Annotated in this window: 10 protein-coding genes; 5 read left to right on the top strand and 5 right to left on the bottom strand. The window is 42.6% G+C overall.

The window, feature by feature from the left end:
- Positions 1-21 precede the first annotated feature (21 nt).
- Positions 22-1,005, top strand: coding sequence for a Holliday junction branch migration DNA helicase RuvB (ruvB, locus tag AXE82_RS03080; RefSeq protein ID WP_062331309.1), 984 nt, complete (start codon positions 22-24; stop codon positions 1,003-1,005).
- A 65-nt stretch (positions 1,006-1,070) separates the two neighbouring features.
- On the opposite strand, the gene AXE82_RS03075 is transcribed toward ruvB, so the two are convergent.
- On the bottom strand, positions 1,071-3,152 hold the full coding sequence (locus AXE82_RS03075; protein ID WP_062331305.1) for an Ig-like domain-containing protein: 2,082 nt from the start codon (positions 3,150-3,152) through the stop codon (positions 1,071-1,073).
- 482 nt (positions 3,153-3,634) lie between these two features.
- Between AXE82_RS03075 and AXE82_RS03070 the strand changes: the two genes are divergently transcribed.
- The 3 genes from AXE82_RS03070 to rnt all read left to right on the top strand — a co-directional run bounded on the left by AXE82_RS03070 (position 3,635) and on the right by rnt (position 7,231).
- A complete protein-coding gene (locus tag AXE82_RS03070; protein ID WP_062331302.1) occupies positions 3,635-4,924 on the top strand; it encodes a hypothetical protein in 1,290 nt (429 codons plus the stop codon).
- Positions 4,925-5,370: 446 nt separating this feature from the next.
- Positions 5,371-6,453, top strand: coding sequence for a dihydroorotase (gene pyrC / locus AXE82_RS03060; RefSeq protein ID WP_062331287.1), 1,083 nt, complete (start codon positions 5,371-5,373; stop codon positions 6,451-6,453).
- A gap of 43 nt (positions 6,454-6,496) precedes the next feature.
- Positions 6,497-7,231 carry a ribonuclease T gene (rnt, locus tag AXE82_RS03055; protein ID WP_062331284.1) on the top strand — a complete coding sequence of 245 codons (735 nt, stop codon included), beginning with the start codon at positions 6,497-6,499 and terminating at the stop codon, positions 7,229-7,231.
- Positions 7,232-7,296: 65 nt separating this feature from the next.
- On the opposite strand, the gene AXE82_RS03050 is transcribed toward rnt, so the two are convergent.
- The 4 genes from AXE82_RS03050 to AXE82_RS03035 form a co-directional block, all read right to left on the bottom strand.
- The gene (locus tag AXE82_RS03050; RefSeq protein WP_062331281.1) at positions 7,297-8,541 is read right to left on the bottom strand and encodes an SEL1-like repeat protein; all 1,245 of its coding nucleotides are present in this window, start codon (positions 8,539-8,541) and stop codon (positions 7,297-7,299) included.
- Positions 8,542-8,736: 195 nt separating this feature from the next.
- Positions 8,737-9,366 (bottom strand): 3-oxoacid CoA-transferase subunit B, encoded by a 630-nt coding sequence (locus tag AXE82_RS03045; RefSeq protein ID WP_062331278.1) that lies wholly within the window; start codon positions 9,364-9,366, stop codon positions 8,737-8,739.
- A gap of 17 nt (positions 9,367-9,383) precedes the next feature.
- The gene (locus tag AXE82_RS03040; protein WP_060994364.1) at positions 9,384-10,091 is read right to left on the bottom strand and encodes a CoA transferase subunit A; all 708 of its coding nucleotides are present in this window, start codon (positions 10,089-10,091) and stop codon (positions 9,384-9,386) included.
- A gap of 298 nt (positions 10,092-10,389) precedes the next feature.
- Positions 10,390-10,980 (bottom strand): FxsA family protein, encoded by a 591-nt coding sequence (locus AXE82_RS03035; RefSeq protein WP_062331275.1) that lies wholly within the window; start codon positions 10,978-10,980, stop codon positions 10,390-10,392.
- Between the two features lie 255 nt (positions 10,981-11,235).
- Here AXE82_RS03035 and ruvC point away from each other — a divergent pair, with 255 nt between their 5' ends.
- Positions 11,236-11,838, top strand: a complete 603-nt coding sequence (gene ruvC / locus AXE82_RS03030; protein ID WP_062331272.1) for a crossover junction endodeoxyribonuclease RuvC — start codon at positions 11,236-11,238, stop codon at positions 11,836-11,838.
- Positions 11,839-11,909: the final 71 nt, after the last annotated feature.

Below are 11,909 nucleotides of genomic sequence, written 5' to 3'. Positions count from 1 at the left end.
TGCAACTAGTGTCAAATACTTATGATTCCACCTTTTTCAAGTGCCAATTCTCAGCAACGTCTGATTAGTCCGATGGGGCGCTCAGAAGACCAAAATGACAATAATATCCGTCCAGCCTTACTCGCTGAATATATCGGTCAGCCTGTGGTCAAAGAACAAATGGGCGTGTTTATTAACGCGGCATTATCGAGAAAAGAAGCGCTCGACCATACATTGATATTTGGACCGCCTGGACTGGGTAAAACCACACTCGCCAACATTATCGCCCGTGAGATGGGCGGTAATCTGCGCTCAACGTCTGGTCCTGTGCTTGAACGCGCGGGTGATTTGGCAGCGATGCTGACAAATTTAGAGCCTGGTGATGTGCTGTTTATTGATGAGATTCACCGTTTAAGCCCGATGATTGAAGAAATTTTGTATCCTGCGATGGAAGATTTTCAGCTGGATATTATGATTGGCGAAGGACCTGCTGCACGCTCCATAAAGCTTGATTTGCCGCCTTTTACTTTGGTGGCTGCGACCACGCGAGCAGGTTTGTTGACCTCGCCACTGCGTGACCGTTTTGGTATTGTACAGCGATTAGAGTTTTATAATGTGGAGGACTTAACGACCATTGTCACAAGATCGGCTGGATTGCTTAACGTGCCTATGACCAAAGAAGGGGCAGTCGAAGTCGCTAGACGTTCGCGCGGTACACCGCGTATTGCCAATCGGTTGCTACGCCGCGTACGTGATTATGCCCAAGTTAAAGGCGATGGCACCGTCACCGCTGAAATTGCGCATAGCGCACTCGATATGCTGGCAGTTGATAAACGCGGGCTTGATAATCTTGACAGACGTTATCTTGAGATGTTAGAAGAGCGTTTTAATGGCGGACCTGCGGGAGTTGAGTCGATTGCAGCCGCACTCGCTGAAGATAGAGGCACGCTTGAAGATGTGATTGAGCCGTATCTGATTCAGCAAGGTTATATCGTACGCACTGCACGGGGGCGGATGTTGACTTAATCTTTTGAATTTTTGTAGTGACAAATAAAAACCCCTTACATTGTGTAAGGGGTTTTTACACAAAATTATAAAGTGTAAGTTGAGTTCGTAACTTTACCATTAGGAGCAGTTACGGTAATTGTAAATTTATCGGTAGCGGCACACTCTTTAAGACTTATTGAATATCGAACATCTTTGGTTTTTTCGAAGAAATTGCCAAGAGAGTTGACCGTATATAAGCTAACATTATTAGGCACAGTTACATTACCATATAAAGTTGCAGTACAGGCCGCATTATTATCTTTAGTATTATCTTCTGTGCTAACTGCAATTGTAGTACCTGACGGCATTGAAACAGTTTTTTCGCTATTACCATACATATAAAATAAATTATTTGATACCCAATCAAAAGTAGGTGTTTCATTCGCAAAACCAAAGATTTCTTGATGCCTTAAGGTTGCTGCTAATCCTGTATCACAAGTATTATCAATATTGGGCTGAGCAAGATACGATAGGAAACTAGTCATATTTGACGTAAGTAGAGAGCGATTTAAAATATTATTTGGATCAGGTTGAATAAAGTCAGTAGGCAGACTAATACCAGTGAAAGAAGTGTTATTACAACTGCCTGTCGCTCCACGACGATAAATAAATTCGCCTATGGTTGAATTGTAAGAGTTATTTTCATTATCATCACGATACGCATCACCAATATTTCTAGTCAGAGTGTCAACGCCTGCTGTATAAGCATTATCACCATTCACATCATAATAATCTTTATCACCTTCTAAATAGGCAAGTACACTGACACGACCATCAATAGGACGAGGGTTTTGAGAGGTAAAAATAACCTTACACTCACCATTTGTATCGGTTGAACAGCTAGGGGTAATTCTACCGCCTTCTGCAATAAAGTTTACGACCGTACCAGCAGGTACATTAGTACCATTTCTATTTGTTAAATGCATAGTGATAGTTGTGCTATCAGCCGTATTGTTTAATAAAACATTTTTGTCAAAGGCTAGGGTCACACCATTTTGTGAAGCACGACTATTGACTACGGTTAAATTTTTTGATAAAGCATAAATTGATGAATTGCTTGCTAAAGTTGCTTTTAGCTCAACAGGTCCAGGCAGATTACCTGGATATACATTTAGAGTTATTTTACCGTCTGAATCACTCGTTAAAATAACATCAGACTGATTGTTTAATGTACCAAAACTAAAGTCAGTTGGAGCGTAGTTTTTGCTAATAATTACTTGTTTGTTTGCTGCAGGTGTGCCATTGGCGTATACAGTGAATTCAACCGTATCTGAAGTTGAAGAGCCGCTACCACGGGCAACTAATGAGACATTTTTATCCGTACTATAAATAATTGAGTTTGCTTGAATAGCTGCGATATTTAAAGCAATGGTTTTCGACACAGTACCAGTAGAATTGGTTGCTGTGATAGTTTGGGTGCCTTCACACAATTTACCATCGGTATTGATGGCTTTGTAGGTTGTCGTAATATTACCTTGATTAGAAGAAGTAACAGAATTGTTGGTAAAAGTTCCACAGGTTGCAGAGAAATTGACAACTATGTCGTTAAGCACTGTATTAGTATTAGCATCTAAAGTCATTAATGTAATATTTGTTGTTCCACCTGATGATAGTGAGGTATTTGAAGCTGCCAGAGAAGATAAAGAAATGTTAGCAGGCTGTAGTGAGAAGTTGGAGGCAGCGGTAGTAGCGGTTTTATCATTGTAAACTGCCGTGGCTGATATTGAATAAGCCCCTGTATCCGTAGTATTGGTAGGTTTCACAGAAATTGATGCTTCGCCATTGGCATTGGTTAAGACGGCGCCATTGGAAGTACCAAATGTCACGCCACCTGTTGCAGTAAATGTCACCATAGCCCCACTAATGGCTTTGCCGTTGGCATCTGTTACCGTAAGTTTAGCATTAACCCCCGAGCTATTAACCGTCATAGTGGTTTTACCATTAACATCTATCAAGGAAATCGCACTTATTTTAATAGCTGATGTTGATGTTGAACCAGTACCACCGCCTTTCACAGGCGGCGGCAATGTATCATTACCGCCACCACCGCCACAACCAGCGAGGGCAAGTGCGGTCGTCAATGCAGAGAGTTGAAAAGACTTGATTAGGTTAGTAGAGATAGCCATAAAGTTATCCTAAAGTGAGTAAGGCTGTTAAATAAATCGAGAGAGATAAAAAGAATCAGAAAAAATTACCAATTTTTCGATAGGCAGAAAATGTTACGTGATTGATGCTAAAATATAATTTTTGATGCTGTCTACTTTACTAAGTTTGCACAACAGTTACAACAAATTCTAATCATAATTTGATGAATTTAATCGAATTGAAATGGTAAGGTATCAACAAGATTTCTAAATCTAAGGCTGTTTTTTTAGAGGGCGTATAAAGAAGTTGCTCTGCATCTACGATATTGCTAAAAACTCACTAACCATCTCAATGCCAAAAAATGTAAATTAAGTGACAAAATATGCTGTCAAAAAATCCTTCAACACCTTGTAATATCATTGACCATATATCGTTATATCATTTTTGGGCAAACGCTCTGCCACCATTGCTACCGCTAGTCGCAGATGGGTCACACGTATCAATTTGTTATCTAAGAAAAGTCATGCCTGAGCTATTAAAAGTCGTGCTTTATCAGTTATCGGCAAAAATTCAGCAAAATCCGTCATTAGTCCACCAAACTTTGCCACAGGTAACAGATGAAAATCGTTTTATCCCCGAATTTTTCACTGCTTTAGTTACAAAAAATTTGACTGAAAACGGCATTAATTTTGTAACCCTAAAACAACTGTCTAAAAATAGCCCATCGATTTTTGAGCAGTTGTTTGATGATGAAACCCAAAAAACGATGATTGCCGGCGTGCTACTGGAAAAAACCCATCTGCCCTTAGATAAGCTGTTAACTATTTGGCAGACTATCACTGCATTGGCGGTGATAAATTTGGCAGATACGATAAGTTCGCTACAAAATACCATAGACTCAGCGCAGATTACTGAGTGGCTTGCGATGCAGCCGGTTTTTTTTATGTCACCACAAGATACAGGGCTGATGAATGCAGTGGGTTTTAGGCGCGCTGTCAGTTTTCAAGCAATACAACAACAGCAATTAAAATGGTCAAAAATTCAAAATATTGCGGACTTGCCTGTCTATCAACAGCATATTGTCCAGCAAATGGCTATTTATAAAGCGGCCAATTTTTTTAACATTGCGCCAATGACCATCCCGCAGGCTCACTTCAATCGACAGGTGATTTCAAACGGTAACCGCCAAATAAATAAAGCGGTGACGTCAAACACACAAACAGCCCTTTCAGCCAGCAATATTTTTGCCAAACCGCAAGTTCGCAAACCCAGTCATTGGATAGATAAGCTACAAAAAAATTGGATTGCGACCGCCACTGTATTATCTGTCGCCGTTTTTAGCGGGGCAGGCGCGTTGGTGAGCGTCAAAGATAAGCCTGCCGCCACCCAACCATCGGCAAAAATGTCAGTGGCTCGCCCAGTTTATCACGATGTGGCGATAGTAAAAGTCGCCTCTGTAGCCGCTAAGACTAATCCGATGACAATGACTGAGCCTAGTAAAAAAGCAGCTGTCTCTGAACTACAAGATAGTAATAAACCACAAGATAATAAGCACTCAGCGCAAGCTAAAAAAGCGCGAGATACGAAAAAATCTGATAAACAAGAGGAAAGCAAAAAAGACCGCAAAAAAAATACCAATAACGATGCCAAAGCCGATGGTAAGAAAGAGGCTAAACAAGACCAAAAGAAAAAAGCTAGCTCATCTAAAGTCGACAGTGGACAATCTGAAAAAACTTCTATAGTGAAAACTGAATTATATCGAACAGGGTCGTTCGTGGTAGGCCTGTCGAACCATAACGACCGTTACCCTTAGACAAGCTCAGGGCAAACGGTGCTTACTATAATTTAGGATTGACTATAGTACCACCAAAAAATCTACGACTAAGGACAAAGCGGTAAAAGAAAAATCGCCAAAAGAAAAAGACAAGTCACCATCATCAACAACGGCTACTGACAAAAAATCCGCTAAAAAGCCTGATAAAAAAGCAAATAACACGATGGATAATAAGGCAGATGACAAAGCGAATAACAAAGTAAACAATCAGGCGAATAACAAACCTAGCAATAAATCCAAAACCCATTAACACCGTCAGCAAAACGACATAAACTGACGTATTATTTGTCGGTGTATGGGGCTTGCGAATATTTTCATGTCGTTTTTTGCCTAAAACTGCTATGATGCACAAGTTTTTCAACGCTTCAATTATCGGTTTTTGACGTTGTTTTTTTAAGGCATTCTCAAAACTGTTCGAGGAAATCATGAGCGCAGCGACCGCACCTATCAATACTTTTACTATTACTGCCCCTGATGATTGGCATATTCATTTACGGGATGGGCAGGCGCTTGCCACGACGGTGCCCCATGCGGCTGCCAATTTTCGCCGCGCCATTTGTATGCCAAATTTGGTGCCACCCGTCAAAACCGCCGCTGATGCTATCGCTTATCGTGAGCGTATTTTAGCGCAAGTGCCCAATGACAGTATCTCCCAGCAATTTGAGCCATTAATGACGCTTTACTTAACGGAGTCACTGACGGCAGAAGACATCGAAGCCGCCGTTGATTCAGGTGTAGTAAAAGCAGTCAAGTTATATCCTGCAGGTGCGACCACCAATTCTGCGGATGGGGTGAGCCATATCAATCGTTGCACCGATGTATTTGCCAAGATGGAAGCGTTGGGTTTGCCGCTGTTGGTTCATGGTGAAGTGACGCACCATCATATTGATATTTTTGACCGTGAAAAACGCTTTATTGATGAAGTAATGGTCAATCTCATTGATAAATTTCCAAAACTAAAAATCGTCTTTGAACACATCACCACCAGTGATGCCGCTGACTTTGTGTTGTCACAGGGCAAAAATGTCGCAGCGACGATTACCCCGCAGCATTTACTGTTTAATCGTAATCACCTGCTGGTGGGCGGCGTTAAACCACATTTTTATTGCTTGCCGATTCTAAAACGCCAAAGTCACCAAAAAGTATTACTAGATGTGGCAACCAGTGGCAATCCCAAATTCTTTATTGGTACTGACTCTGCGCCCCATGCGACGCATACCAAAGAAAATGCTTGCGGTTGTGCAGGCTGTTATAGCGCATCGATTGCGCTGCCCTTGTATGCCCAAGCCTTTGACAGCGTGGGCAAACTTGACAAGTTAGAAGGCTTTACCAGTATTCACGGGGCAAAATTTTATGGCTTACCTACCAATAGTGATAAAGTGACCTTGGTGCGTGAAGCATGGCAAGTCCCCGAGCATTATCCTTATCTTGACGGTAAAAATTTGACCCCGCTGATGGCTGGACAAACGCTGGACTGGAAAGTGATGCCATTTGATTTAGCCGTATGATTTTTTACCCTTTATTTTTCTGTTTTTTTCCGCAAGGTAACGTATGAGCGCCACAACTGACCCCATGACTATTGCCAACCGTTTTCGCAATTACTTGCCCGTGGTGGTGGATGTAGAGACAGCAGGGTTCAATCCAAAGACCGATGCCTTGCTTGAGATTGCCTGTATTCCAATTTTGATGGATGATAACGGGCGTTTCTACCCAGGTGAGGCGGTCAATGCCCATATTGAGCCGTTTGAAGGGGCAAACCTTGAAGCGCGCGCCCTGCAATTCACCGGCATCAATCCCCACAGTCCGATGCGAAAAGCCATTGCTGAAGATGAAAAAACCGCCGTTCGCCGTATTTTTAAATATTTAAAAACGGTGCGTCAATCTACCCAATGTACCAAATGTATTTTGGTAGGGCACAATGCGCATTTTGACCTGGGCTTTTTAAATGCTTTAATTGAGCGTACCCATAGCAAAAATCAAAGCCAATTTCACCAGTTCTCCGTGTTAGATACCGTCACTTTATCAGCGCTTGCTTTCGGTCAAACGGTACTGGCGAGAGCGTGCAAACTCGCTGGACTAGAATTTGATGGTAATGAAGCGCATTCTGCCTTATATGACACCCAAAAAACGGCTGAATTGTTTTGTTATATCTTAAACAATTATCCGCTGCTGACGCCAAACTTGGCGAGCGATGAGCCTAATGATGATGAGTATAAGGGTGATGAGCGTCAGGATAGCAATGACGAGGGCGTACTAGTGCCATCTGACGACCCTACTGATGGCTAAATTTTTTGGTAGTGATTTGGATATTTAACCTTGTTTAATATCCAAATCACAATTCATCCAAATCTTTAAACTTTAACTGCCACAAATATCAGTATCATGAATATAATCAGCGCCGCAGTCGCAAGCGCCATTTTTTTGCCATAGCGAGTATCTTCGCGCTGGGTTTGCTTGAGTAATGACAGGGTGGCAATACCTTGTGAAATGCGTATGGCGTCAGGGTGACCATGTGCCGCAGCCAGCTCTAGCCAGTATTTGCCCATGTCGCTATCTTGCTCGACCCCATGTCCTGCATAGTAGAGTTTACTGAGTAATTTCTGCGCACGATTATCATGCTGCGAGGCTGCTTGTTGCAACAGTAGTAAAGCTTGTTGGGAATTTTGAGAAATCTTGAGTAAGTGATTGCCTTCAAATAGCCACAGCGCTTGGCGCAGCAATGCATCCGCAAGACCATTCTCGGCAAATTCATCAATCACTTGTACGGCTGTTGCCAAATTATCCGCTGAGATAGTGTTTTCCCCTACATTTTCTGCTGGGACATTTTCTTCGAGTACATCATTTTCTAATAAATTGTTTTCTAATAAATTGCTTTCTAATAAATTGCTTTCTAATAAATTGCCACTTGATTGCGCTGTTTGAATCAGCGCAACCGCTTTTTCATACATTGTTCGGCTTTTTTCTGCCATGTCTGAATCAAGCCATTGAATGGTCTGCAAATCTTGTGCAAGCTCGGCAAAAATCGCATGTTTGTTGACCACTGCCTGTGATTCGGCAATGGATTTGCGCTGATTGAGCAATCCTTCATGCAGTGTGGGATTGAGTAGCGCGGCTTCAACTTCTGCCTGATAGCGCGCAACTTCCTTTGCTTGGCGTTGCTGTTCTTGTTGTTGTTTTTGCTGTTCAATCTGTTTGGCTTGGGCTCTTGCTTGCGCAATGACTTGGCGATTTGAGCGTGTTTTTGATGGGATTTTGCGGGTTAGCGATTGAGAGGTAAGGGGATTGTTGAGCGAAGTTGGCGCCGCCGATGACGCCGTTTGTTCAGCGACGCGCTCAGATTTATCAGTAGCAGGGGTGACATTTTCTGATACCGCTTCATGATTACTGGGCGCATCCATGATATTTGGTGCATCCATCACCGGGGTGATTTGCATCACTGTTTGGCTAAAATCTGGCACCTCGGTAAAGTCAAACCGATAAATTTGCGGCAATTCCACACCGTCATCGGCAGCTATCTCATTGGGATATTTACGATCAATCAGCGGATTGTCTTCATCGGTGACAAATTTGAGATGAGATAAGCGAGATGCAATCATGGTGTTGGATAAATGTTGATAGTGATGTCATTATAGAGGACAAATAACCGAAAGTAAAAAAGCCAAAACAATAAAAAAGGATAGCGTCACTATCCTTTTTTATCGCCTTTTTTCACTGCCCTTTTAATGGCAATCTCACGCTGACTTGTGACAGCGCAATTTTACAGTCGTTATCTTGCAGGTGTTATAGTGCAATTATTGGGCAATGGTTACAGGCGTTTTTGATTGTAATTCTTCAAACGTGACACCGTCTGCTAGCTCAACCAGTTTTAGACCGTTATCGGTCACATCCATGATGGCTAAATCAGAGATGATACGATTCACCACTTTTTTGCCTGTCAAGGGTAGCGTACATTCAGCCAATACTTTTGGCTCACCATGTTTGTTGGTATGTTCCATCAATACAATGACGCGTTGAACACCTGCGACCAAATCCATCGCGCCGCCCATGCCTTTGACCATCTTGCCAGGAATCATCCAGTTGGCAAGATCGCCATTTTCCGAAACTTCCATCGCCCCTAAGATGGCAAGGTTGACTTTGCCGCCACGAATCATGGCAAATGATTGTGAGCTTGAAAAAAAGCTCGCACCAGTCGCTGTGGTGACGGTTTGTTTACCCGCATTGATCAAATCTGGGTCAACTTTATCGGGTGTTGGGAATTCATCAATCCCAAGCAGCCCATTTTCTGATTGTAGCCAAACATTAACACCTTCTGGAATATAGTTCGCCACTAAGGTTGGCAAACCGATACCTAGATTGACATAAAAGCCGTCTTGTAGTTCTTTTGCGGCTCTTTGTGCCATTTGTTCACGAGTCCATGCCATGGTAATCTCCTTATATCCTAGTTTGTCTGTTCTTTGGTCGTCACTTTTTCGATGCGTTTTTCTGGGTTGGCATTGACCACGATGCGATGCACATAAATACCCGGCAAATGAATTTGGTCAGGGTCTAGCTCGCCAGTTTCCACCAATTGCTCAACTTCGACAATGGTGACTTTACCTGCCGTGGCGACATCCGGGTTAAAGTTACGCGCCGTTTTGTTGAACATCAAGTTGCCCGCTTTATCGGCTTTTTGGGCTTTGACCAGTGCCACATCAGCGACTAATGAGCGCTCAAGGATATATTGACGACCGTCAAATTCACGTTCTTCTTTACCTTCAGCAATTTGGGTGCCTACGCCAGTTGCGGTAAAAAACGCAGGGATACCCGCACCCCCGGCACGCAGTTTTTCTGCCAGTGTCCCTTGTGGAGTCAATTCCACTTCCAATTCGCCCGATAAAAACTGCCGTTCAAATTCTTTGTTTTCACCGACATACGACGCAATCATTTTTTTGACTTGGCGAGTCTCTAGCAATAATCCCAAACCAAAACCATCGACACCGGCATTATTGCTGATACAGGTCAAATCTTTAACGCCGCTATCTCGCAAGGCTTCAATTAAAGCTTCGGGGATACCACACAGACCAAAACCACCGACCGCAATCGTTTGTCCATCTTTGATGACGCCCTCAAGTGCGCTAGCTGCACTGTCATATACTTTGCTGGTCATACATTCACTCCTTGTCGCTAACCAATGTTGTTAATATCATTTACCAAAAATAAAAATATTTACCAAAAATAAAAACATTTACCAAAAATAAAAATTACGCTCAAACCTAAAAATTCTAAAACGAAACATATTGTATCATTATAGAATTTATATAACAAATTTTGTCTTAAGTAAATCACATTGCATGAATTTTTGCAAAAAGTAAACCCAGTTTTTCGCAAAAATAGGGCATAAAAAAAGGCATCCTAGGGATGCCTTAAGTTTATCAATGTTTAACAGTCAATTTTTTATCCATTGTCTAGTCATCATTGGCAGAGCGGGTGATGCGTTTGGCGTTCGAGTTGACCGTTTTGGCTTGTCCATCAATGGTCGTGCCAAATTTACCGCCGTTGTTATTTTTGCTACCAAAGCCCCCAAACGGGTTTTGTCCGCCCATGCCGCCAAGACCTCCTAAGCCACCCATTTTTGAGGGATCGATACCACCCATTTTGCTTGCCATCATTTGCATCAATTTTTCTGGGTTTTTAGTGGCATAGTCTTTGGCAAAGGCTTTAAACTTATTTTGTACCGCAGGTAATAGCACAATAAGTGCCGCAATATCACTCAAAATACCGGGCAGTACCAACAAGATACCTGCCACCGCAAACGCAATCGCTTTAACCACGGAATTTTCATTGGGGCGCATGGCAGGGTTAAGCATGGCGGCTTGGGCTTGTCCAGCCATCGGTTTTAAGGTGGCTATGCCTTTTTTAATCAGGGCTGCACCCACAAAGCCCGCCACGACAAACCACAAAAATACCCACCAGCCACTGACAAATTGTGCGATTAGATACCACACCAGCATCTCAATAATCAACCAGACAATGGCAATCCCAACTATGTTTCCCATGAAAATACGATTCCTAAATTGTGAATAAACTATCAACAACAAACGATGCATCATTAACCAATGCAATAATGATGGGGGTAAAGAATAAAACTATCAAATAGTTTTTTGAAATTCAGCAATTTTTTCGTTAAATTTTTGATAAATGCTATAATTTGACGGCATTTTCAGCTTCAATATTTTTAGTTTCGACTGCATTTTTAGCAAAGTTGTTTTGTGGGTATCTTTTTTTACGAGCATGTTTTACGAGCATTTTTTATGAGTATCTTTATTGGTATTGACCCAGGCTCACGTCTGACAGGCTATGGCATCATTCGGTTGAGTGGGGATAAACTTGAACATTTGGATGCAGGCACGATTCATGCTTACAGCCAAGGGGAAACCATGCCCGAGCGGCTCAAGCGGATATTTGATGGGATTAGCCGTATTGTTGAGCATTATCAAAGATACACCAATGAACCCATGACCGCCGCCATCGAGCAAGTATTTATGGCATCAAACCCCGACACTGCGCTTAAGCTTGGGCAGGCGCGGGGTGCAGCGATTGCCGCCATGGTTGCCAAAGATTTGCAAGTAGCTGAATATACCGCACGGCAAATCAAACAAGCGGTATGTGGCTATGGCGCGGCAGACAAAGAGCAGATTCAGCTTATGGTGATGCGCTTGTTGAGCCTTGAGATACAGCCGCAAGCGGATGCGGCAGATGGGTTAGCGTGTGCGATTTGTCATGCCTATCATAGTCAGACACTGAATAAATTGCTCGGTGGCGCAGCGGTAGTCGGTGGTCAAAGCGCAGGTGGACGCTCAAAGAAAAAAGGGCGCTGGCGCTTGACCGAAGTTGATTTGGGTAATTTAGGTTAAAAGATAGGTTAAAAGATAAGTTAAAAGTTAGGTTAAAAGGCGGTGAGGTTCGCCAATCTTAAGAAAATTTT

It is taken from the genome of Moraxella osloensis (assembly GCF_001553955.1).
In the GTDB taxonomy this organism is placed as follows: Bacteria; Pseudomonadota; Gammaproteobacteria; order Pseudomonadales; family Moraxellaceae; genus Faucicola; species Faucicola osloensis.
Note: the sequence above shows the minus strand (reverse complement) of the source record. Positions and strands in the feature narration are given on the sequence as shown.

Bases quoted from the DNA above. Each gene is read 5' to 3' on its own strand.
- AXE82_RS03070 (WP_062331302.1), top strand. From the start codon at position 3,635: ATGCCTGAGCTATTAAAAGTCGTGCTTTATCAGTTATCGGCAAAAATT.
- AXE82_RS03040 (WP_060994364.1), bottom strand. From the start codon at position 10,091: ATGACCAGCAAAGTATATGACAGTGCAGCTAGCGCACTTGAGGGCGTC.
- AXE82_RS03045 (WP_062331278.1), bottom strand. From the start codon at position 9,366: ATGGCATGGACTCGTGAACAAATGGCACAAAGAGCCGCAAAAGAACTA.
- ruvC (WP_062331272.1), top strand. From the start codon at position 11,236: ATGAGTATCTTTATTGGTATTGACCCAGGCTCACGTCTGACAGGCTAT.
- AXE82_RS03035 (WP_062331275.1), bottom strand. From the start codon at position 10,980: ATGGGAAACATAGTTGGGATTGCCATTGTCTGGTTGATTATTGAGATG.
- ruvB (WP_062331309.1), top strand. From the start codon at position 22: ATGATTCCACCTTTTTCAAGTGCCAATTCTCAGCAACGTCTGATTAGT.
- rnt (WP_062331284.1), top strand. From the start codon at position 6,497: ATGAGCGCCACAACTGACCCCATGACTATTGCCAACCGTTTTCGCAAT.
- AXE82_RS03075 (WP_062331305.1), bottom strand. From the start codon at position 3,152: ATGGCTATCTCTACTAACCTAATCAAGTCTTTTCAACTCTCTGCATTG.
- pyrC (WP_062331287.1), top strand. From the start codon at position 5,371: ATGAGCGCAGCGACCGCACCTATCAATACTTTTACTATTACTGCCCCT.
- AXE82_RS03050 (WP_062331281.1), bottom strand. From the start codon at position 8,541: ATGATTGCATCTCGCTTATCTCATCTCAAATTTGTCACCGATGAAGAC.